Source organism: Xenorhabdus sp. SGI 60 (assembly GCF_056632175.1).
The window spans coordinates 3,553,377-3,575,224 of sequence record NZ_CP196860.1 but is presented as its reverse complement, the minus strand read 5'-3'; the positions used below and the strand labels follow the sequence as shown (position 1 = coordinate 3,575,224).

The following is a 21,848-nucleotide window of genomic DNA, read 5'->3' as shown; positions in this document are numbered from 1 at the left end:
TACTTATAAATAAACCCAGCATAGTGCTGGGCTTATGGTTATTTCTTTTCATAACGCGAAGGCCATATTTCTTCTGGCGTGCGTCCCAGCGCTGCTGCAATAAGACGCTCGCCTTTTGGCCAATGTCGTTGCAATGCATTGGCAAGAGTTGATGACGCCAGCCCTGCTGCTCGCGATACTTCTGACAGTGTTGTCCCGCGTTTTTTCAATTCGGCGATAATATCAGCAGAATGCCAGTCTTTTTTTTCCATCCTTAAACTCTCCAGTTATCAATAATCTTTTTGATTAAAAAGTAAGTGAGTGTTCAGTAGACTATAAGTCACACATCATAGCATAACTTTAGCTGAAACGTGACTTATAGTCCGTGGTCGGATAAGTAACATGAATCGATACTTATCGGATGAAAAAATCGAACAACATCAGATCCCTTTTTGGTCAAAGAATTAGGTATCTCAGGAGAGAAGCTGGGATGTCACAAGAGGCTTTTGCCGATAAGTGTGGACTGGATCGCACTTATGTCAGTGGCATCGAGCGTGGTGTCAGGAACCCTACTTTGGAAATTATTTATGTGATAGCAAATGGATTACAGATTGAACTCAGTGAATTGTTCGATTTTGGGACAATACACCCTCCCCATTAAAACCAATGATCAAGATAAAATACAGATCGTTAGAAATATAAATTTCAGCAACTAATCTCCTATATTTTCATCTTCTTTACTTTCAATTGCAAAGTTGCAGCCAATAAAGCTGCGACTTGAAAGAATCATGTTTCCTTGTCGTTTGGCCTTAGTACCAAACTGAGAGATATATTCTATTTTTGAATATGATATTTATTTTTGTCATATTATAAGCAAGGCTTGCTGAAATTTGGTAAGAAAATAATCTTTGATTAGATATCAGCTGGGAACAAAATGATGTTAGTGATCCCTGAACTTGTGATTGGGGCGATTGTTGGTTTGATTATCAGTACTACCGGTGTTGGTGGTGGAGTGATAGTTTTGCCGATCCTGACCTATTTTTTTGGATTAGATGCATTAGCTTCTGTCGCGACGGCTAATTTTCTTTCCATGTTGATGAAAATATCCTCTTCTTATATGCACTTTCGCATGGGAAATATTCCATTACGCCAATCTTTGGCTATTCTGCTGATCATGATACCCGGTACGATATTCGCCAGTTATGGCGTCACAATGCTGAGTCATTTAAGCCATAATCGGGTACAACTTGAATGGGGAATTAATTTACTGGTTTTGTTGGCTATCTTGTTTTCCCTTTATCTTTTTTACCGCCGAATACGTCAGCCACAGTTACACAGGAATCAAACGCAACCACGATTACAATCTGGGTTGATTAAGCCTTTCTTGCTGCCTGGTACGGGGGCTGGATTGGTGCTTGGGGCGACAGGAGTTGGTGGCATAGTGGTATTGCCACTATTATTACGCTATGGGCAAATGAGTATTAAACAAGCGGTTGGTGTTTCCCTTTTTATCACGATGATGTTATCCGGTTCATCTGCTTTTGCTTATGCCTATGGAGGGCATACGGATTGGAAATTGGCGTTGGTATTGTTTGTTGGCTCTTTGCTGGCTATCCCTTTTGCCAGTTATTTGATAAAGCATTTGTCTGACAAAACACTACAATACGCCACATTATTCCTGATCTTATGTAGTGCTGTGTTGATGGGCATCCGGTTAGTTTGATAGAAATTCTTTTGACTATTGAGGCAGAGAGATAACCTCAATAGTCAAAGAATAAATTAATAATATCAGCAAGTTGTTTCACCAATATTTTTCAGAGCATCAATCACTAATTGCCAAAATTTGGCATGATCCAATTTGACAGCAACTTGCGTATGGCAATCTTCAGGTGGTGGAAAACGGAAATCTGCAACTGTCATTCCTGTGGTTAAGCTTCCCATCAGTTCGATATTAACGGGGACTTTTTGGGTCGTCATAACATCAGGATCGATCACATAGGCTACAGCACAGGGATCATGCACAGGAGGATAGCCAAATCCTTGATGCTCACGATACCTGTCACCATAAAATTTCAGTGCATCCAAAACGAACTGGGCGGCCTGTGTTTTAATCTTAGCGATAGCTTCGATAATTTCAGGTGTTGCTTGCGCTTGGTGAGTGAGATCTAAACCGACCATCGTCAGCGGCCATTTTTCATTAAAAACAATGTGTGCGGCTTCTGGATCGATCACGATATTGAATTCTGCAACTGCGCTTCTGTTTCCTTTATGATAACCCCCTCCCATTAATACCACTTCTTTTACCCGCTCAACAATTTGCGGTGCTTTGCGTGCAGCCATAGCGATATTCGTCAAACCCGCAGTTGGCACCAAAGTGACACTTTTGGGGGGATTTTCCATAATCACATCAATAATGAGATCAACTGCGTGGCGCGCATCCAGTTTCATGTTAGGTTCAGGAAGAATAGGGCCATCCAGACCCGTTTCACCATGAATGTCTGGGGCTGTATTGATCTCCCGAACAAGTGGACGGTGGCAACCTGCTGCGAAAGGAACGTTATGAATATTAGCGATGCGTGCAACGCAAAGCGCATTGCGGGTTACTTTATTCAGGGTTTGATTACCAACAACTGTCGTTACAGCCAACAATTCAATATTGGGGTTTCCGTGGGCAAGCAGGAGAGCAATGGCATCATCATGCCCGGGATCGCAGTCAAGGATAATTTTCTTGGGTAGCATATTTATTCCTTTCCAGTGATTATGACCTTCATTTCTCAAGTTGTTGTTTTGTCGGCCACAACTCGAAACCTATTAAGTACATATGTAAATATTTACGTTCAGAATAATTTACTAACAGAAAAAATTCCTTCCAACTCCATCACAAAATGAAAAGGTAAAAATGACAATTTGTTAATAAATATCTTAATAATTGTGATTTAATTAACATGAAAACAACAAAGGGTTTGAGCATTTCAAGTACATATGATTCATATATATACCGAGACATTAAATGCATAGATGTCTATTTTTATTAATTTATTAATATTTTGTTATTTATTGTTTTGTTAATACACCTGAACAACTAATGTTCAAAAAATGTAATAAACACCTCTGATGAAAGGAGTAGCAAGGTTACACCATCAGGGAATAAGCAGATGCTCATGGGGTATAACATGAATAATAAACTTGATTCATTAACATATTATACGGCGACGAAAAAATATGATCTTCGTTTTCCAATGCTGACAGAAGATCTGGATGTTGATGTCGTTATCATTGGCGGCGGTTTTTCTGGTATCAATACCGCATTAGAGCTGGCAGAAAAAGGCATCACTAATATTGCTATTTTGGAAGGCCGGACTTTGGGATATGGCGGTACAGGCCGTAATGGTGGACAGGTGATGACGGGTATTGGTCATGATTTGGATAAGATCAAACGCCATGTGGGTAAAAAAGGTCTGGAAACCATTTTTAAAATCAGCAGCTTGGGGGCAGGAATTATTCATGATCGAATTGCCAGGTATGATATTCAGGCCGATTTTTGCCAGGGGTATGCCTATCTTGGTTGGAATTCTCGGCATGATAAAACCCTGCATAGTTGGTTACAGGAATTTCGTTCGGCTTCCCCTGAGAAAGAAATTGAGCTTTATACGGGGGCAGATGTTAAAAAAGTCATTGGCTCAGACCGTTATACCAGTGCACTAAAACATATGGGGGGTGGGCATGTGCACTCACTCAATTTGCTGCTGGGAGAAGCCAAAGCTGTCACTGAATATGGCGTCAAAATTTTCGAAAACAGTCAGGTTGTGAGCGTAGAGTATGGCCCCAGGGTCACAGTACGTACAGTAACAGGATCGGTTCGTGCCAATAAGATGCTGTGGGCATGTAATGCCTTTTTAGATGGACTCGAACCGACTATTTATAGAAAAACAATCAATACTTATGCTTTTCAATTGATGACAGAAGAATTGTCGGACGATTTGATTGAAAGGATCAGCCCAATTCGTGGGGCATACAGTGATATTAGTCCGGTCATTGATTACTACCGTGTTACCAAAGAAAATCGCCTGTTATATGGCAGCGCGACACGCTTTATTGAATATATCCCTTCCGATTTAAAAGCATGGAATCGCAATCTCATGCTCAAGACTTTCCCGTACTTGAAAGATGTGGAGATAGAGCTGGCATGGGGTGGGCCATTATGTTGTAGCGCTAACCTGTTTCCGCAAATGGGTTCTCTGCCTAAGCATAAAAATGTGTTCTATGTTCAAGGCTATTCGGGTTTTGGTGTAACGCCAAGCCACATCATTTGCAAAATTTTGGCTGAGGGGATGAGCGAAGGCTCGGAGCGTTATTCGCTACTGAGTTCAATTCCACACCTCGATATTATCGGGAAAGATAAACTGAGAAATGTATTGCTCTCTGTCGGTAAAACCTGGCACCAGGCTTCAGGTTACTGGAAAGGGCGTTGTTAGTTTTTCTTTTTACATTTTTGGAACGGTCACAGTTAAAGGTAAAAGTCATGATAAAGCCATTATTATTAGATAAAGCGCTTCCTGAATTAATGCCAATGGGCAGTGTCACCAATCTTGGTTCTGTTGTGGTGGAAGGCGATCCGCAGGCAAGTGTAGCCATGATCTACGGGGAACCATCAGATAACCTGACATGTGGCATTTTTGCCTGTACCAAGGGTAAATTTAAAATGATCTATCCCTTTGATGAAATGGCAATAGTGCATGAAGGTTCAGTGATGCTGACTGATGTCAAAACAGGGGTGATGGTTGAATATCATAAAGGCGATTCGTGGTTTGCGGTAAAAGGGAGTGAAGTATTGTGGGAAATCACCAGCGAACGTTTCGTCAAACATTATATGGCTTGTATAAATGGGCAATTGCCTGACTAAACAGGGGAAAAGTGATGAGTGAAGTTAATTTGCTGGAGTCCGTTACAACCTTTTTGCAGCGCCCTCATGGTCATTATATTAATGGAGTCTCTGTTCTTGGTCAGGAAAATGAAGCTTTCTCTGTTATTAACCCGGCCTCTGGTGAAGTGATAGCGACGGTTAATCAAGGAGGAGAGCACGAAGTTAATCAGGCAATGCAGGCGGCATCAGAGGCTTTTCTCGGCGTGTGGGCACAGACTTCTCCTATGGAACGGGGGAATTGCCTGAATCGGTTGGCTGATCTATTACAAAAAAATAGTGAGGAGTTAGCACAACTGGAAAGTTTATGCTCCGGCAAACCGATTCAATTATCCCGTATGTTGGATGTGGGAGCATCAGCTGATTATTTACGCTATTTTGCCGGATGGTCGACCAAAATCACGGGTGAAACACTGAATGTTTCATTGCCATCGCTTAAAGGGGAAAAATATTCCGCGTTCACGCGCCGTGAGCCTGTTGGCGTCGTGGTTGGCATTATTCCGTGGAATTTCTCCATCATGATTGCGATTTGGAAATTGGGGGCGGCACTGGCGTGTGGTTGTACGATTGTGCTTAAACCCAGTGAATATACTCCCTTAACCATGCTGCGTGTGGTTGAACTGGCAAAAGAAGCAGGGGTCCCGGATGGGATCATCAATATCGTCAATGGTTCAGGTGCTCGCGTTGGCACTTCTCTCATTAATCATCCTCAATGTGCCAAAGTCACTTTGACAGGCTCTGTTCCAACAGGAATAAGCGTGGGAAAATTGGCCCTGGAGCAAGGGCTGAAACGCACAACATTGGAGCTTGGTGGTAAAAATGCAGCGGCTTTTCTGTCTGATATGACAGTTGAAAAGATCGTTGATGGCATATTGGAAGCGGGATATGTATATCAAGGGCAGATTTGTGCGGCTGCGGAACGTTTTTATATTCCATCCGTTCATATGGATGCTGTTTTGGTGTTACTGTCTGAACGCTTATCGGCGATGAAAATTGGCTCTCCCCTTGATGAATCAACGGACATGGGACCTTTGGCAAACAAAGAACATTACGAAAAAATTCTGTCTATGTTTGAAAAAGCACGTCAGGAGGGCAATGAAATCGTCTACGGAGGCTATGCTTTGGAGGGAGCGGGATTTTTTGTCGTACCAACAGTGATTAAAGCCAAGAGTGTTGAAGACACATTAATGAACGAAGAGACATTCGGGCCGATTGGGACTTTCCTCAGTTATGAGAATGAGGAGGAATTAATTACCATGATGAATGCGACACCATTTGGGTTGTCTGCCAGCCTATGGACGAACGATATGAGCAAGGCGATGCGTATGATCCCCTGCATTAAAGCGGGAATGCTATGGATTAATATGCATACGTTTCTGGATCCTGCGGTTCCATTTGGTGGGATTAAATCTTCAGGGGTTGGTCGTGAGTTTGGCAGTGCATTCATTGAGCATTATACAGAGCTGAAATCGGTCATGATGCGTTATTGATGGATGCGTTAATAATTGGCTTTTTTTATTTTATTCAAAAGATGGCGCAGTCATGACTGATTCGCAAGGGGATAGACAGAAACATACCGGTATGCAGCTACGTGATGCAATGAACCTAAAATAAGCATGGTGACAAATGAGGTATATCCGTCAGTTATCCCGTCAGGAAATCCCTGATGTCTGGAATATTGATCGCACTGAATTGATTGAAAATTTATATATCCAGTAACAAGATAAATTAATACTGACGCCGCAATGCTTTGATATATTTGATATAAAAGATCGTGGGGCGTCTTTTTTTCCAGGCGCCTTGCTGCTGACACTTGCTCTGCTACTGCATCGTAATGCACGTCATTTTCATTGATCCCTGCTGGTATTGCTGTGATATGCAGTTTGTTCGCACTATCTGGGACATCTTTAAGAGGATGACAACAGTAAGCAAGATTAGGGACGAGAAGAAAAATGTAACAGTGGTGCGAAGGGGGGGACTTGAACCCCCACGTCCGTAAGGACACTAACACCTGAAGCTAGCGCGTCTACCAATTCCGCCACCCTCGCAGGTACTGCCATTTATCTGGTTTGTTTAATCGATAGTTATCTGATTTGGTGCGAAGGGGGGGACTTGAACCCCCACGTCCGTAAGAACACTAACACCTGAAGCTAGCGCGTCTACCAATTCCGCCACCCTCGCATACTCAGACACTATCACTTAAACGATCCATAGCATGGAGGCGCATTCTAGAGATTTTATAGCTGGCGTCAATCATTATTTAGGGAGAAAACGTGTAATTGGTGTAAAAATCAGCATATTGATATGGTTGGCAAGGGCAGAAATGAAATGCCGGAAAATAGAAATTGCCTGCCCGTTAAATTGAGGCAGGCAACACAGGATTGCGTTTGCTACCCAAATTATTTCTTAGTTGCTTGATATACTTTGAATTTACCTGTTTGAGCAATAACTTCATGGCTGCCAAAGGCATTATCCAGCAGATTAGGATAAGGCAAGAAAGCGTTCGCAACGATCCGCAATTTACCGCCGGATTTCAGATGATTGGGTGCCATGCGGATCATATCTTCAGCCGCCGCCAGGTTGGTTTTCAGGCCATCATGGAAGGGGGGATTAGAAATAATCCAGTCGAATTTTTCTTCAATGGCAGAATACACATTACTTGTGATTACATTGCCTTTCAGTTTATTAGCTTGCAGTGTCGCCTTACTGGATATGATAGCAGCGGCATTGACATCGCTCAGTGTCAGGGACAAATCAGGGTTCTTTTTACCCAACACGGCTGCCAATACCCCAGCACCACAAGCCATATCCAACAGACTGCCAGAAATAGGGGCATCGAAAGTAGAAAGCAGCAGACGACTGCCGATATCCAAATTATCTTGGCTAAATACGCCGGGCAGCGTATTGACGGCGACATCTTCCACTTGATAGCTGTTCCACCAATTGTTTTGGTCGAATTGCACCTGGTTTTTCAATTGACCGTAAAACAGGCTGCAACGGCGTGCTGTATCGATTTTTCGGAAAGTAGCGATGCCTTCCATTAGCTTATCAACACTGCGCACACCACTACGGTTTTCACCCACAATAAAAATATCAGTATCGGGGGACAGGATGGAAAACAGATTGCGGAGTTGAAAACGAGCTTCCTGTTTGCTTTTTGGCCAGTAATAAATCAACGTATCACATTCTCTGATAAATTCGCTGTCTGCTACAAGGCCAAACCAGGCATTATCACCAAGCTGGCGGATCAAGGATTGCCAGTGGTGATATTGGTTAGTATGCACACGCACACTTGCCGCTTCGATTTCCGTTGCCAGGTTATCCTGAAGATCACCGGCAAAAAGCAGATGATGGGAGCGAAATTGCTCATGATGGCGCAGGATAACTTCGCTGGCCGGGGTTAATACTGACATCTATGTATAGCTCCTTATAAACTTTATCTGAATATCAGTGGGCGGTACTGACAGGCCGATTGGCGCAGAGTTAAACCCTCTGATAATATATTACCTGTTATTTTTTTATGGCAGATGGAATAAAACACGATGACAAAGCGTGACAGATTACTCTCCCGGTTGGGGATCACCCAATGGGTTTTGCGTAGCCCAATGGCTTTGCAAGGTGAATTATCTGTCCTCATCCCTGATTCAACCCGTCTATTGATCATTAGTCATGATCACATTGACTTAAGTCATTCATTGTTTGCTGATATTTTCACAGCCATGGGGATCGATGCCTCATCGGTATATTGCATCACGACCAAAGATGTTGAGCTACTTTCGGAATCAATCCACTGCCCAAGCTGGCTGTTGGGGGTTGATATTACCTTACCAGTACAAGGGATTTCTTTGAGAAGCCCAGCATTAAATGACTTATCTCTTGATGGGCATGCAAAACGTGCTCTTTGGCAACAAATTTACCATTATGAAGAATATTTCTCTATTAACTCCCGTTGATCTTCCCGCAGCATTTCAAATAGAACAGGCCAGCCATGCGTTTCCGTGGAGTGAAAAAACCTTTTACTCCAATCAGGGAGAGCGTTATCTCAACTATAAGATAACGCAGAATGACCAGATTATCGGTTTTGCGATAACACAGTATGTCATGGATGAAGCAACACTATTTAATATCGCTATTCATCCTGAATATCAATCACGGGGCTATGGCAGGGCATTGCTGGCGCATCTTATCAACATATTGCCTGAAAAACAGATCAATACATTGTGGCTTGAAGTCCGACGCTCTAACCAAGCCGCCATTCGTTTATACGAAGATATGGGCTTTAATGAAGTTTCCATCCGCAAGAATTATTACCCGACTGCGGCAGGTAAGGAAGATGCCATTATTATGGCATTGCCGTTGTTTGGTAGGTAAGAACGGGGATGAGAAAAAAATCGTATAAAAATTCTTGCAAGAAGCGACAGGAAAATTTAGAAAAAGATAGTGATGTCGTTAAAATGAAAGAAAAGTGGTTGTAAGGTGAGTTGTAAAGTGATGAAATGAAAAATCCTCGGCTAAGGGAGGAAAGATGGTGAATGGTTACAAGAGATAAGGATTGTAAATGGTAAAGTAAAACATCCATACTTGGAGCCAACGTAAACTTCAATATCATACGAAAAGTTATTGCTAAAACAGAATATGTAACGGGAAATTCCTGGCGTGAATTCAGGGGCCAAAGTTGATTTGTCCCCGACTGTACCGTGTTTCGCATGATGAGCCTGTTGAAAAAGGGATATGGTGTTTGAGCGTTAGATCTCGAAATGAGAAAAGTAATGAATGAAAAAATTAATGGATTTATTGACAGTGAAAGAAACGTGTAGAGGAAGGGCGATATGATTTCCCAGAACAAGAGATTCTTAATTCAACCAGATATAAAGAATGTTGGGCTGATTATTATTGTATCTCGAACATCATTGGTTGTTTATAAATCCAAGTTCAGCCAAAATAAGCGCCAATCACGATTAACTCGACGGATTTGAAAGTGGAGCGCTATCAGAAGGTGTTTTCCAAGTGATATCAACCCGTACAACCAGAAGATTACCATTGATGTCAAATTCCTCATTTCAGCAAGAAGTCGCGACACGGCGCACTTTTGCAATCATTTCACACCCTGATGCGGGTAAAACAACCATCACCGAAAAAGTATTACTGTTCGGACAGGCGATCCAGAAAGCGGGCACAGTAAAAGGTCGGGGTTCCAACCAACATGCCAAATCAGACTGGATGGAGATGGAAAAACAGCGTGGTATTTCCATTACCACTTCCGTGATGCAGTTTCCCTATGCTGACTGTTTGGTTAACTTACTGGATACCCCAGGACATGAAGACTTCTCGGAAGATACTTACCGCACCTTGACTGCCGTTGACTGCTGTTTGATGGTTATTGACGCCGCGAAAGGGGTTGAGGATCGTACCCGCAAGCTGATGGAAGTGACTCGCCTGCGTGATACGCCGATCCTGACATTCATGAACAAGCTCGACCGTGATATTCGTGATCCGATGGAGCTAATGGATGAAGTGGAAAATGAACTGAGTATTGCCTGTAGCCCGATTACATGGCCAATCGGTTGTGGTAAGTCCTTTAAAGGCGTTTATCACCTCTACCTTGATGAAACTTACCTGTACCAATCAGGTCAGGGGCATACTATTCAGGAAGTTCGCGCTATCAAAGGATTGGACAACCCTGAATTGGATGCGGCAGTGGGTGAAGAGCTGGCGAATCAATTGCGTGAAGAGCTGGAACTCGTCAAAGGTGCATCCCATGAATTTGATCAGGAAGCCTTTTTACAGGGAGAATTAACACCGGTTTTCTTCGGTACTGCATTGGGTAACTTTGGTGTTGATCATATGCTGGATGGCCTGGTTAAATGGGCTCCAACCCCAATGCCCCGTCAGGCTGATGCACGTGAAGTGGCTGCGGGTGAAGAGAAATTCACCGGTTTTGTGTTTAAAATTCAGGCTAATATGGACCCGAAACACCGTGACCGCGTTGCCTTTTTGCGCGTTGTCTCCGGTAAATATGAAAAAGGCATGAAACTGCGCCAGGTTCGCATTAAGAAAGACGTTGTCATTTCTGATGCGCTGACCTTTATGGCGGGAGATCGTTCTCATGTTGAGCACGCTTATCCGGGGGACATTATCGGTCTGCACAATCATGGCACTATTCAGATTGGCGATACCTTCACTCAAGGTGAAGAGTTGAAGTTTACCGGCATCCCTAACTTTGCACCTGAATTGTTCCGTCGTATTCGTCTGCGTGATCCGTTGAAGCAGAAACAGTTGCTGAAAGGTCTGGTGCAATTATCAGAAGAAGGTGCTGTACAGGTATTCCGTCCGTTGTCCAATAACGATCTAATTGTTGGAGCGGTAGGTGTGCTTCAGTTTGACGTGGTTGTTGCCCGCTTGAAGAGTGAATATAACGTTGAAGCACTGTATGAACCGGTTAACGTGTCCACCGCTCGCTGGGTAGAATGCAGCGATGTGAAGAAATTGGAAGAATTCAAGCGTAAAAATGAGCTGAATCTGGCTCTTGATGGTGGTGATAATTTAACTTACATTGCACCAACCATGGTCAATTTAAACTTGACCAGTGAACGCTATCCTGATGTTTCCTTCCGCAAGACACGGGAACATTAATCCCTTTTCCGGGCCAGCTATTCTGTTGGCCCTTATGATTTATTCTATCTGTATATTCTGTTTTTTTGCCAATAAAAGAATAACTCTCTCTGTTAATGAAAATGTACGTTATTTTTTGTAAATCTCATTTTATCACCATTGCCTAATTGACATACTGCATACTGTTTTGGTGGCGGTTCAGGCTGAAATTAAAAAAGGTGGTAGGATGAAAAATATTAAGTTTACACATTCACTACTGGCTGTTGTTCTAGGCTCGGTATTGGCCAGTAGTAGTGCTCTGGCAGCAGATCTTTCTGTGGGAAAGACATTGGAGAGTACAGGACAAAAAATCGATAAATCTCTAGACAGTGCAGGGAACAAAATTGATAACTCCTTGCAAAAAGCAGATGCTTATTTAGACGACAGTGCCATTACAGCAAAAGTGAAGGAAAAATTGCTGGAACATAAGGGTATAAATAGTCATGACATTTCGGTGAAAACGGAAAAAGGCGTTGTCCATCTTTCCGGTTTTGTCAAAAACAAACATCAAGCGGCGAAGATAGTTAAGATTGCTCATGGAATAAAAGGTGTCAAATCAGTAAAAAGCACGATAGAGATTAAAAAACAATCTTAATCTGAAAAAAATAACAGATATTGTGAATAGAGTGGCTGATAATAGCCGCTCTTTCTGTTTCTTTTCCTCAAATAATATCTTGTTAAGTGACAAGATTATTCATTCGCTGGCGGCATTCTGGTCACTTGCTATTCTCATATCAATTTAACTATTGATGCTTTATTTCTTCACTTTTTATAAAAATGTTACAAGCAAGTTGTCTGAGCAACGATATACTGATAGGTATTCGGCGGCTTTCAGAGGGAGAGAAGAGTGGGGAAACATATTTCAATAACATTAGGTAATATCGAACCTTTAGCTTATAACTCACAGATTAAACTTGGGAAAATTGCTCTCGTTTGTGAAGGTGGTGGTCAGCGAGGTATTTTTACCGCCGGTGTTTTGGATGAATTTCTCCGTCTTGGTTTTAATCCGTTTGAACTGTTCCTTGGGACATCGGCGGGAGCGCAAAACCTTTCTGCCTATATTTGTGGTCAGAGGGGGTATGCACGCAAGGTAATCAACCGTTATACCACCGACCCCGCTTTTTTTAATCCATTACGCTTTGTGCGCGGTGGGCATTTGATCGATCTAGATTGGTATATTGATACCCTATCTGAGCAGTTGCCACTCAATATTCCTGTCGCAATGCGTCAGTTTGATGTTGGACGTGAATTTTACATGTGTGCTTGCCGCTCGGATAATTTTGAGCCGAGTTACCTGCATCCAGATGACAAAAATTGGATGGATATTCTCAAGGCCTCAAGCGCCATTCCGGGGTTTTATCGTAACGGCGTTACCCTTGGTGATGTGGTTTATCAAGATGGTGGTATTTGTGATGCGATCCCAGTGCAGGAGGCCTATCGCCGAGGAGCTGATACTATCGTTGTGATTCGCACAGTGCCTTCACAGCTTTACTATACGCCTCAGTGGTTCAGGCGCATGGAGCGCTGGTTAGAAGTTAGTAGTTTGCAAAAAATGGTCAAGATGCTCAATCTCCATGCACAAAGTTACCGTCGAACCCAGAAATTTATCGAAAATCCACCGGATGATGTGCAAATCTTCGAAATTTATCCACCCGCACCCTTGGCAACAATGGCTCTGGGCAGTCGACTCAGTGCGTTAAATCAGGATTATCATTTGGGGCGGCGTTGCGGACGATATTTTCTGGCAACGATTGGACATACTTTTGTTGAAGGCAAATTTGGGCATACAGAACGTAAAAGTTATGGGGTATGCCGTACAGGGTTAAGTTCTGATCGCAACTGTTTTCGGCGCAACCATTTCCTGAACAGTGGTAATCATTGCCTGCCAGTGGAGTCCCCGGCGCCTGAGATGGTGGAGCATGTGCAAACGAGAACTCTCATGATAGATAAGTTGGATTAGATGCTTATTGATACACATTGCCATTTTGATTTCCCTCCTTTTGCTGGTGATGAAATAGCGAGCCTGCAACAAGCCAGACAAATGGGCGTGGAAAAAATTATCGTTCCCACAATAAGTCAAACAAACTTCCAGAGAGTTTCTGCGTTGGCTGAGGCTTATTCTCCGATTTATGCCGCATTTGGTTTACATCCACTTTATATTGCTGAACACCAAGCGGTTCATCTGGATGAATTGGAGCAAAAACTACAAGAAAAAGAGGCCAAATGCGTGGCGGTAGGCGAAATCGGTCTTGACCTTTATATGCCAGCTCCGCAGTTTGAAAAGCAGAAAAGCATGTTAGAAGTACAGCTAAAACTCGCCAAACAATACGATCTACCGGTGATACTCCATTCCAGAAAAAGCCATGACCCGTTGGCGGCAATCTTGAGAAAGCACAAATTATCGCGAACAGGGGTTATTCATGGTTTTGCGGGGAGTTTATCTCAAGCCCAAGCCTTTATTCGTCTGGGGTTTTACATTGGTGTCGGGGGAACAATTACCTACGATAGGGCGCAAAAGACCCGGAACACTATTTCACAATTGCCTTTGTCATCTTTGGTGTTGGAAACGGATGCGCCTGATATGCCGTTATCGGGCTTTCAAGGGCAGCCAAACCGACCAGAAAGGGTTGCACAGGTTTTTTCTGTATTATGTGAATTGCGTCGGGAGTCGTCAGATGAAATTGCCAATCAGCTTTACCAAAATAGCACTATCCTATTTGCATTGAGTTGACTTATAACATATTAATAATGTTTAACTTATATTCTTTGCCTATTTATCCTGCCTTTTACCTTTTTCTCCGTTAAATCATCTAATCCCACCGGAATCAGGTGGTTTTATGTGATGTATGTCTCATTTTGTATTTTTATATTACTTTTTGCGGTATTAATTTGTGATGTTAGTTGCTTGTTCCTTTTTAGTCCTAGGTATAATCGGCTCACACACAATGTCAGTAGGAATTTATAGGATAACTGACATATTTTCTTATTATTTATTCAGTGAACAGGGATCCTTCCAATGCAACTCCTTATGAGCCTGATCGGAATGGTAGTGCTGGTTTTTATCGCAGTACTCTTCTCCAGTAATTATCGAGCCATTAAAATCCGCACCGTCTTGGGCGCCTTTCTGATGCAGGTTGCCGTTGGGGCATTTGTACTTTATGTCCCCGCCGGCAAAGACATTCTGGGGGGAATGTCAAAAGGCGTTTCCAATGTAATTGGATACGGACAAAAAGGAACAGATTTTATTTTTGGCGGTCTGGTGTCCGACAAAATGTTTGAATTATTCGGTGGCGGCGGTTTTGTTTTTGCCCTGCGTGTCCTGCCAGTGATTGTTTTCTTCTCATCACTCATTGCAGTGTTGTATTACATGGGCATTATGCAGTTCGTCATCAAAATATTGGGTGGCGGATTGCAGAAAATATTGGGAACCTCACGGACTGAATCTTTGTCTGCGACTGCAAATATTTTCGTAGGCCAAACTGAAGCCCCTCTGGTTGTTCGTCCGTACATTGCAACTATGACCCAGTCTGAGTTGTTCGCTGTGATGTGTGGTGGCCTGGCTTCTGTTGCCGGCTCTGTACTGGCGGGCTATGCATCTATGGGGGTTCCATTGGAATACCTGATTGCGGCTTCATTTATGGCTGCACCAGGGGGTTTGCTGTTTGCAAAATTGCTGGTGCCGGAAACAGAAAAAACTCACGATACGGCTGATGCGATGTCGTTGGTTGCGGCAGAAGATCGTCCTGCGAATATTATTGATGCTGCGGCATCGGGCGCAGCATCCGGTATGCAGTTAGCCCTGAATGTTGGTGCCATGTTGTTGGCATTCACCGCATTGATTGCTTTGCTGAACGGTATCTTAGGCGGTATCGGTGGCTGGTTTGATTATCCTCAATTATCGATGGAATTGGTTTTGGGTTGGGTTTTTGCACCAATCGCCTACCTGATCGGTATTCCGTGGAATGAGGCAACAGTTGCGGGTTCTTTCATCGGGCAGAAATTAGTTGTTAATGAATTCGTGGCATTCATGAACTTTAGTGAATACCTGCAAGCAAATGATGTTGTCCAGGCTGCGGGTCTGCAAGTACTTTCTGACCATACTAAAGCCATTATCTCTTTTGCTCTGTGTGGTTTCGCTAACTTGTCTTCTGTTGCGATCCTTCTGGGCGGCTTAGGGGGGATGGCACCAAGCCGTCGCGGTGATATTGCCCGTTTCGGTTTGAAAGCTGTATTGGCGGGTTCACTCTCTAACTTGATGAGTGCAACAATTGCCGGATTCTTCCTCTCGTTGTAAGACACAGGAAGTCTGTATCAAGTTGAATGCAGGTGAGATTTCTCACCTGTATTTGTTTTAAGTCTGTTGTCTGATTCAGTGACGATAATAATACCGTTGGAGAGTTTTATGACCGATTTAACTGCCGCCGCTCAACAGGCGCTGAGTTTGATGGATTTAACTACACTTAATGATGATGATACCGATGAGAAAGTGGCAGCACTTTGTCGTCAGGCAAACAGCTCTGCCGGAAAGACGGCAGCTATCTGTATCTATCCACGTTTTATTCCCGTGGCACGTAAAGTATTACGCGAACAGGGAACTCCTGATATTCGCATTGCCACGGTGACTAATTTCCCACATGGCAATGATGATATCGACATTGCACTGGCTGAAACGCGTGCTGCCATAGCTTACGGTGCTGATGAAGTGGATGTTGTTTTTCCTTATCGTACATTGATGGCCGGTAATGAGCAGACTGGTTTTGATTTGGTAACAGCCTGTAAAACGGCCTGTACTGAATCAGGCGTCTGGCTAAAAGTCATCATTGAAACGGGGGAATTAAAAGAAGCGGCTTTGATTCGCAAAGCATCTGAAATTTCCATTAAGGCTGGAGCGGATTTCATCAAAACTTCAACCGGTAAGGTTTCCGTTAATGCGACGCTGGAAAGTGCCGAAATTATGCTGAGTGTGATCCGTGATATGGGCGCAGGTGATAGCGTTGGTTTTAAACCGGCGGGCGGTGTGCGTACTAGCGAAGAAGCGGCACAATATTTGGCGTTGGCAGAACGTATTATGGGAAACAAATGGGTTGATTCCCGTCATTTCCGTTTTGGTGCTTCCAGTTTGTTGGACAGTTTGTTGACTACTCTTGGACACCAGAGTCAAAAGCAGAGTAGTGGTTATTGAGATCAATAATAACTCACTGCACACACGCTAAGATAGTGTGCATGACTGCCATTCTTTTCAGGTATTAATGATTGGGAGGTAGCTTTGTTTCTGGCACAGGAAATTATCCGCAAAAAACGTGATGGTCATCCATTGAATGAAGAAGAGATCCGCTTCTTTATTAACGGCGTCCGCGATAATACGGTTTCCGAAGGGCAGATTGCTGCACTGGCAATGACTATCTACTTCCATGACATGACGATGGAAGAACGCGTCGCACTGACATTAGCGATGCGTGATTCTGGTACGGTTTTAGACTGGAAGACATTGAATTTACCCGGCCCGATTGTCGATAAACACTCGACGGGCGGTGTGGGGGATGTCACTTCCCTGATGTTGGGTCCAATGGTGGCGGCTTGCGGGGGATATGTACCGATGATATCGGGACGTGGCTTGGGGCATACCGGAGGAACGCTGGATAAATTAGAATCCATTCCCGGTTTTGACATTTTCCCTGATGAGTACCGTTTCCGCGATATTATTCGCAATGTCGGTATTGCCATTATCGGACAGACAAATTCGCTGGCCCCTGCGGATAAACGCTTTTATGCGACGCGTGATATTACGGCGACCGTTGATTCTATCCCTTTGATTACCGCCTCTATTTTGGGTAAAAAATTAGCCGAAGGGCTGGATGCTTTAGTCATGGATGTGAAAGTGGGTTCTGGGGCATTTATGCCGACCTACGAACAATCGGAACGGCTGGCCGAAGCTATCGTTGAAGTCGCCAATGGTGCGGGATGTAAGACGACGGCACTCTTGACGGATATGAATCAAGTTTTGGCATCCAGCGCGGGTAATGCTTTGGAAGTGCGTGAAGCTGTCCAATTCCTGACGGGGGAATACCGTAATCCTCGGTTATTTGAAGTTAGAAGTTACCATGGCATTATCTGCTGAAATGCTGGTGTCAGGTAATTTGGCTATTGATCGTGACGATGCATACCATAAATTACAAGTCGCACTGGACAGTGGCAGGGCAGCGGAAACATTTGGTCGCATGGTGGCAGCGCAGAAAGGGCCGACTGATTTTGTTGAAAATTACTCCCGCTACCTCCCGACTGCGGAATTTGTCAAGCCAGTATTGGCTGGAGAAGTGTTAGCTGAACAGATGTTAGCGGGAAAAAATTGCATTGTTGCAGAAATGGATACCCGTGTCTTAGGAATGTCAGTTGTTGCATTGGGCGGAGGACGTCGTAAAGCGACAGATCCTATTAATTACAGTGTGGGTCTAAGTGATATCGTTGCGCTAGGCACAAACGTGAATGCGGATACTCCCTTGGCAATGATTCATGCCAATAGTGAGCATACCTGGCATGAAGCCGCAGAGGCAGTACGTAAGGCTCTTGTTTTGAAGGATAAGGAAACCGTTTTTAAGGAAAGCGAGACACAAGCCACCATACCGATGGTTTATCGTTATATCCGTGGATAAATCATACAAACATTGGAATTGATTTTAATAGCTGGCAGTTTCCGCATTGATAGCGTGAATTGACGCAGGAGAAAATAATGAAACGTACATTCATCATGGTATTGGATTCCTTTGGTATCGGTGCAAGTGCTGATGCTGAAAAGTTTGGCGACAAAGGATCTAACACTTTGGGTCATATTGCAGAACACTGTGCCCGTGGTGAGGCTGATATCGGCCGTAAGGGACCACTGCACTTGCCAAACCTGAGTCGTCTGGGATTGGGCAAGGCAACGGAAGAGTCTTGCGGAACGTTCCCGATAGGTCTGGATAAAGATGCCGAAATTATTGGCGCTTATGGTTACGCGAGTGAACTTTCTTCTGGTAAAGACACGCCGTCAGGTCACTGGGAAATTGCGGGCGTTCCGGTTCTGTTTGACTGGGGTTATTTCAGTGATCAAGAAAATAGTTTCCCACAAGCGTTGTTAGATAAACTCGTCGAACGCGCAAATCTGCCGGGTTATCTGGGAAACTGTCACTCTTCCGGTACGGTTATTCTGGACTCATTGGGTGAAGAGCACATGAAAACCGGTAAGCCGATTTTCTATACCTCTGCGGATTCTGTTTTCCAGATTGCTTGCCATGAAGAGACATTTGGCCTGGATCGTCTGTATGAACTGTGCGAAATCGCTCGTGAAGAGTTAAATATTGGTGACTATAACATTGGCCGCGTGATTGCCCGTCCATTTGTTGGTGATAAAGCCGGGAATTTCCAGCGTACAGGCAACCGTCATGACTTGGCCGTTGAACCACCCGCGCCAACTGTCCTGAAAAAATTGGTTGATGAAAAGCAGGGAGAAGTGATTTCCATTGGCAAAATTGCAGATATTTACGCGAATGTCGGGATCACCAAAAAAGTCAAGGCGACGGGAATCGATGCCCTGTTTGATGCTTCGCTGATTGAGATGGAGCAGGCAGGGGATAACACCATCGTATTTACCAACTTTGTTGATTTTGACTCTTCCTACGGCCACCGCCGTGATGTCGCCGGTTACGCAGCCGCACTGGAGTTGTTTGACCGCCGTTTGCCAGAAATGCTGAAATTGGTTAAAGAAGACGACATTCTTATCTTCACGGCTGACCATGGTTGTGACCCAACGTGGGCGGGATCTGATCATACTCGTGAGCATATCCCCGTTTTGGTTTACGGGTCTAAAGTGAAACCAGGCTCATTAGGGCATCGTGCAACGTTCGCTGACATTGGTCAGACAGTAGCGAAATACTTTGATCTGACGCCAATGGATTACGGTAAAGCGATGTTTTAATTTTTGGTGGAGACCAATGGGTCTCCCCAATTTCCCATCCATTTTGATACGTAATAAAAACAAGGAAATAATTTATGGCCACCCCACATATTAATGCTGAGATGGGCGATTTTGCTGATGTTGTTTTGATGCCTGGTGACCCACTGCGTGCAAAATACATTGCGGAAACTTTTCTGGAAGATGCTCGTCAGGTTAACAATGTTCGCGGTATGCTGGGTTTTACCGGTACTTACAAAGGCCGCCGCATCTCTGTTATGGGTCATGGAATGGGTATCCCATCCTGCTCTATCTATGCCAAAGAGCTGATCACGGAATTTGGTGTTAAAAAAATCATCCGTATCGGTTCCTGCGGTGCGGTCAGCAAAGATGTTAAAATCCGTGATGTAGTGATTGGCATGGGGGCATGTACCGATTCCAAAGTAAACCGCCTGCGTTTTAAAGATCACGACTTCGCTGCTATTGCTGACTTTGATCTGGTTCGTCATGCAGTTGATGCGGCGAAGGCAAAGGATGTCAACGTGCGTGTCGGTAATATCTTCTCTGCCGATCTGTTTTATACGCCAGATCCTCAAATGTTCGACGTAATGGAAAAATACGGCATTCTGGGTGTTGAAATGGAAGCGGCGGGTATCTACGGTGTCGCTGCTGAATTTGGCGCAAAAGCGTTAGCGATTTGTACTGTGTCTGACCATATCCGTACTGGTGAGCAAACCACGGCTGAAGAGCGCCAAAATACATTTAATGACATGATCGAGATTGCGCTTGAATCCATCCTGATGGGTGACAATTAAAAAAGTGTAAATAGTTTTAGTCTTTCATTAAAAAATTACAGGCCCTTTCCATTATTGGAAAGGGCTTTTTTTATAAATTACATGCCAATTGATATCTATTATTAAGAGCAACTTTTATCTATTTATTTAATCGGTATTTCCTTTCTGCTTAATTTGACTGGAAAACGAATGAAAAATAATAAACTTAACAATATTTGAACGGTTTTTTTAAGTGATATTCCCAATTAACAATTAGCTTGGTAATTATGTTGTTTAGATAAATACCATTATTTTATATTGACATTAACGATAATCATGATAATAAAAACCAATTGTTATGGTTATGACGGGATAATAAAATGCGCCTGTCTTTCAGGAAGATAAAACAGAGCAATAAAACAACGCCAATTAAGATACTAAATTACTAAACATTGTTCGATATAACTCAGGGGAATAACCCAAAATTGAAAAATTATTAGTAAAATATACTACTCATAATCCGCAAATTTTTGCAAAAATTCATATTTCATATGATGTTAAGGTGCATAGGTGGTTTTATCGGCTGAAATTTGACTTAGGGTTTATTATGTAGAATGATATTGCCGGTTTGGTTTATTTTGACAGGTTATGATTTTTGTCAAAAAACTAAATAATCATTAGCCTAAGTGTCAGAAATTAATTTCTGTGCTGCGGCTTCCCTTTGGTTATGAATATCTACTTTATTATTAAAGGAATAAGTTAAATTATGAAACTTAACAAATTGGCGATGGTTTTAGGTTTTGGTGTAGCTTTGACTGCTGGCGCTGCAAGTGCAGCACCCACTGAAGGTAACGGTACAGTTAAATTCAGAGGCTCTATCATTGATGCACCTTGCTCAATTAAAAACACCAATGTTGAAGTTGATATGGGCGCCGTTTCCAGTCATGTTCTGAAAGATGGTGGCCGTTCAGCGTCTAAGCCTTTCAAAATTGAATTAGAAGGTTGTACTCTTGGGACTAAATCAGGTGTGAAAACTGCCTTTACTGGTGCGCCAGCTTCTGAGGCAGGTCTGCTGGCTATTGAAGGCACAGCACAAGGTGCAGCAATCGCAATCACTAACCATGGCAACAAAGTCATTCCTTTGGGTGAAGCGTCAGACAGCATGTCTATCCATGATGGCAACAACGATCTGAATTTCGCAGCACACCTGAAAGGTCTGACAAGTCAGGCTGGAGAAGAAGGTGTAACGCCGGTGAAAGTCGTAGCAGGTGATTTCACTGCGATCGCAAACTTTACTTTAAGCTACCAGTAATATTGCAAGCTATCTGATAATTTTTAATGCTTGAATATCAGGAAATTCACTTTAATTGTTAACCTCGATTTTCCTGATAATATATTTAGGGTATTTCTGGGATAGCGCGTGTAAGTAAGATATGACTACAATATTCTGTAACAAGAACTGTTTTATTGATGCAGGTCAATATTATTCATGATTGAATAAGCAGATTGTGTCATTAACAAAGTGATCCCTGTAGTGGTAAATTGAAATACCCTTTTTTTATTTAATAAGTGAAGCACAAACAGAGAACTTAATATA

The 21,848-nt window shown here is 43.2% G+C and carries 19 protein-coding genes, 2 tRNA genes and 1 pseudogene; 17 read left to right on the top strand and 5 right to left on the bottom strand.

Annotation, left to right across the window (positions count from 1 at the left end):
* Window positions 1-38 precede the first annotated feature (38 nt).
* On the bottom strand, window positions 39-251 hold the full coding sequence (locus tag ACSJJG_RS16945) for a helix-turn-helix domain-containing protein (protein ID WP_374052541.1): 213 nt from the start codon (window positions 249-251) through the stop codon (window positions 39-41).
* A gap of 218 nt (window positions 252-469) precedes the next feature.
* Here ACSJJG_RS16945 and ACSJJG_RS16940 point away from each other — a divergent pair, with 218 nt between their 5' ends.
* Together ACSJJG_RS16940 and ACSJJG_RS16935 are read left to right on the top strand one after the other, a co-directional pair.
* Window positions 470-640 (top strand): helix-turn-helix domain-containing protein, encoded by a 171-nt coding sequence (locus ACSJJG_RS16940; protein ID WP_481090003.1) that lies wholly within the window; start codon window positions 470-472, stop codon window positions 638-640.
* A 276-nt stretch (window positions 641-916) separates the two neighbouring features.
* Window positions 917-1,702 carry a sulfite exporter TauE/SafE family protein gene (locus ACSJJG_RS16935; RefSeq protein ID WP_481090466.1) on the top strand — a complete coding sequence of 262 codons (786 nt, stop codon included), beginning with the start codon at window positions 917-919 and terminating at the stop codon, window positions 1,700-1,702.
* Window positions 1,703-1,767: 65 nt separating this feature from the next.
* Here the strand turns inward: ACSJJG_RS16935 and uriH are convergent, their stop codons facing one another.
* Window positions 1,768-2,718, bottom strand: a complete 951-nt coding sequence (uriH, locus tag ACSJJG_RS16930) for a uridine-preferring nucleoside hydrolase UriH (RefSeq protein WP_481090002.1) — start codon at window positions 2,716-2,718, stop codon at window positions 1,768-1,770.
* Window positions 2,719-3,152: 434 nt separating this feature from the next.
* Here uriH and ACSJJG_RS16925 point away from each other — a divergent pair, with 434 nt between their 5' ends.
* The 3 genes from ACSJJG_RS16925 to ACSJJG_RS16915 are packed head-to-tail and all read left to right on the top strand — an operon-like array spanning window position 3,153 to window position 6,390.
* A complete protein-coding gene (locus ACSJJG_RS16925) occupies window positions 3,153-4,454 on the top strand; it encodes an NAD(P)/FAD-dependent oxidoreductase (protein ID WP_481090001.1) in 1,302 nt (433 codons plus the stop codon).
* Window positions 4,455-4,501: 47 nt separating this feature from the next.
* The gene (locus ACSJJG_RS16920) at window positions 4,502-4,882 is read left to right on the top strand and encodes a cupin domain-containing protein (RefSeq protein ID WP_481090000.1); all 381 of its coding nucleotides are present in this window, start codon (window positions 4,502-4,504) and stop codon (window positions 4,880-4,882) included.
* A 14-nt stretch (window positions 4,883-4,896) separates the two neighbouring features.
* Window positions 4,897-6,390, top strand: coding sequence for an aldehyde dehydrogenase family protein (locus ACSJJG_RS16915; RefSeq protein WP_481089999.1), 1,494 nt, complete (start codon window positions 4,897-4,899; stop codon window positions 6,388-6,390).
* Between the two features lie 471 nt (window positions 6,391-6,861).
* On the opposite strand, the gene ACSJJG_RS16910 is transcribed toward ACSJJG_RS16915, so the two are convergent.
* The 3 genes from ACSJJG_RS16910 to rsmC all read right to left on the bottom strand — a co-directional run bounded on the left by ACSJJG_RS16910 (window position 6,862) and on the right by rsmC (window position 8,313).
* Window positions 6,862-6,948, bottom strand: a tRNA-Leu gene (locus ACSJJG_RS16910).
* Window positions 6,949-6,994: 46 nt separating this feature from the next.
* Window positions 6,995-7,081, bottom strand: a tRNA-Leu gene (locus ACSJJG_RS16905).
* A gap of 218 nt (window positions 7,082-7,299) precedes the next feature.
* Window positions 7,300-8,313 carry a 16S rRNA (guanine(1207)-N(2))-methyltransferase RsmC gene (gene rsmC / locus ACSJJG_RS16900; protein ID WP_481089998.1) on the bottom strand — a complete coding sequence of 338 codons (1,014 nt, stop codon included), beginning with the start codon at window positions 8,311-8,313 and terminating at the stop codon, window positions 7,300-7,302.
* A gap of 129 nt (window positions 8,314-8,442) precedes the next feature.
* Between rsmC and ACSJJG_RS16895 the strand changes: the two genes are divergently transcribed.
* The 12 genes and pseudogenes from ACSJJG_RS16895 (at window position 8,443) to ACSJJG_RS16840 (ending at window position 21,563) form a co-directional block, all read left to right on the top strand.
* Entirely contained in the window at window positions 8,443-8,853 is a 411-nt protein-coding gene (locus ACSJJG_RS16895) for a DNA polymerase III subunit psi (RefSeq protein WP_481089997.1), read from the top strand.
* Complete coding sequence (gene rimI, locus ACSJJG_RS16890) at window positions 8,822-9,271, top strand: ribosomal protein S18-alanine N-acetyltransferase (RefSeq protein ID WP_481089996.1); 450 nt, start codon at window positions 8,822-8,824, stop codon at window positions 9,269-9,271. The genes ACSJJG_RS16895 and rimI overlap by 32 nt, the downstream gene beginning before the upstream one ends.
* Before the next feature lie 672 nt (window positions 9,272-9,943).
* Complete coding sequence (prfC, locus tag ACSJJG_RS16885) at window positions 9,944-11,533, top strand: peptide chain release factor 3 (protein WP_481089995.1); 1,590 nt, start codon at window positions 9,944-9,946, stop codon at window positions 11,531-11,533.
* Between the two features lie 205 nt (window positions 11,534-11,738).
* Entirely contained in the window at window positions 11,739-12,146 is a 408-nt protein-coding gene (locus ACSJJG_RS16880) for a BON domain-containing protein (RefSeq protein ID WP_481089994.1), read from the top strand.
* 252 nt (window positions 12,147-12,398) lie between these two features.
* Window positions 12,399-13,511: a patatin-like phospholipase family protein gene (locus ACSJJG_RS16875; protein ID WP_481089993.1), complete on the top strand. Its 1,113-nt coding sequence runs from the start codon at window positions 12,399-12,401 to the stop codon at window positions 13,509-13,511.
* Window positions 13,512-14,282 carry a TatD family hydrolase gene (locus ACSJJG_RS16870; RefSeq protein WP_481089992.1) on the top strand — a complete coding sequence of 257 codons (771 nt, stop codon included), beginning with the start codon at window positions 13,512-13,514 and terminating at the stop codon, window positions 14,280-14,282.
* Window positions 14,283-14,579: 297 nt separating this feature from the next.
* A complete protein-coding gene (locus ACSJJG_RS16865) occupies window positions 14,580-15,845 on the top strand; it encodes a NupC/NupG family nucleoside CNT transporter (protein WP_481090465.1) in 1,266 nt (421 codons plus the stop codon).
* Window positions 15,846-15,953: 108 nt separating this feature from the next.
* Window positions 15,954-16,733, top strand: coding sequence for a deoxyribose-phosphate aldolase (deoC, locus tag ACSJJG_RS16860; RefSeq protein ID WP_481089991.1), 780 nt, complete (start codon window positions 15,954-15,956; stop codon window positions 16,731-16,733).
* 84 nt (window positions 16,734-16,817) lie between these two features.
* A pseudogene (gene deoA, locus ACSJJG_RS16855) lies at window positions 16,818-18,201 on the top strand (thymidine phosphorylase).
* Window positions 18,202-18,278: 77 nt separating this feature from the next.
* Entirely contained in the window at window positions 18,279-19,502 is a 1,224-nt protein-coding gene (gene deoB, locus ACSJJG_RS16850; protein ID WP_481089990.1) for a phosphopentomutase, read from the top strand.
* Window positions 19,503-19,576: 74 nt separating this feature from the next.
* Window positions 19,577-20,293, top strand: a complete 717-nt coding sequence (deoD, locus tag ACSJJG_RS16845) for a purine-nucleoside phosphorylase (protein WP_047766699.1) — start codon at window positions 19,577-19,579, stop codon at window positions 20,291-20,293.
* A gap of 724 nt (window positions 20,294-21,017) precedes the next feature.
* Window positions 21,018-21,563, top strand: coding sequence for a fimbrial protein (locus tag ACSJJG_RS16840; RefSeq protein WP_481089989.1), 546 nt, complete (start codon window positions 21,018-21,020; stop codon window positions 21,561-21,563).
* Window positions 21,564-21,848: the final 285 nt, after the last annotated feature.

Excerpts from the sequence above, each read along its gene's own strand:
- ACSJJG_RS16945 (WP_374052541.1), bottom strand. The coding sequence starts at position 251 with ATGGAAAAAAAAGACTGGCATTCTGCTGATATTATCGCCGAATTGAAA.
- ACSJJG_RS16940 (WP_481090003.1), top strand. The coding sequence starts at position 470 with ATGTCACAAGAGGCTTTTGCCGATAAGTGTGGACTGGATCGCACTTAT.
- ACSJJG_RS16935 (WP_481090466.1), top strand. The coding sequence starts at position 917 with ATGTTAGTGATCCCTGAACTTGTGATTGGGGCGATTGTTGGTTTGATT.
- uriH (WP_481090002.1), bottom strand. The coding sequence starts at position 2,718 with ATGCTACCCAAGAAAATTATCCTTGACTGCGATCCCGGGCATGATGAT.
- ACSJJG_RS16925 (WP_481090001.1), top strand. The coding sequence starts at position 3,153 with ATGAATAATAAACTTGATTCATTAACATATTATACGGCGACGAAAAAA.
- ACSJJG_RS16920 (WP_481090000.1), top strand. The coding sequence starts at position 4,502 with ATGATAAAGCCATTATTATTAGATAAAGCGCTTCCTGAATTAATGCCA.
- ACSJJG_RS16915 (WP_481089999.1), top strand. The coding sequence starts at position 4,897 with ATGAGTGAAGTTAATTTGCTGGAGTCCGTTACAACCTTTTTGCAGCGC.
- rsmC (WP_481089998.1), bottom strand. The coding sequence starts at position 8,313 with ATGTCAGTATTAACCCCGGCCAGCGAAGTTATCCTGCGCCATCATGAG.
- ACSJJG_RS16895 (WP_481089997.1), top strand. The coding sequence starts at position 8,443 with ATGACAAAGCGTGACAGATTACTCTCCCGGTTGGGGATCACCCAATGG.
- rimI (WP_481089996.1), top strand. The coding sequence starts at position 8,822 with ATGAAGAATATTTCTCTATTAACTCCCGTTGATCTTCCCGCAGCATTT.
- prfC (WP_481089995.1), top strand. The coding sequence starts at position 9,944 with ATGTCAAATTCCTCATTTCAGCAAGAAGTCGCGACACGGCGCACTTTT.
- ACSJJG_RS16880 (WP_481089994.1), top strand. The coding sequence starts at position 11,739 with ATGAAAAATATTAAGTTTACACATTCACTACTGGCTGTTGTTCTAGGC.
- ACSJJG_RS16870 (WP_481089992.1), top strand. The coding sequence starts at position 13,512 with ATGCTTATTGATACACATTGCCATTTTGATTTCCCTCCTTTTGCTGGT.
- ACSJJG_RS16865 (WP_481090465.1), top strand. The coding sequence starts at position 14,580 with ATGAGCCTGATCGGAATGGTAGTGCTGGTTTTTATCGCAGTACTCTTC.
- deoC (WP_481089991.1), top strand. The coding sequence starts at position 15,954 with ATGACCGATTTAACTGCCGCCGCTCAACAGGCGCTGAGTTTGATGGAT.
- deoB (WP_481089990.1), top strand. The coding sequence starts at position 18,279 with ATGAAACGTACATTCATCATGGTATTGGATTCCTTTGGTATCGGTGCA.
- deoD (WP_047766699.1), top strand. The coding sequence starts at position 19,577 with ATGGCCACCCCACATATTAATGCTGAGATGGGCGATTTTGCTGATGTT.
- ACSJJG_RS16840 (WP_481089989.1), top strand. The coding sequence starts at position 21,018 with ATGAAACTTAACAAATTGGCGATGGTTTTAGGTTTTGGTGTAGCTTTG.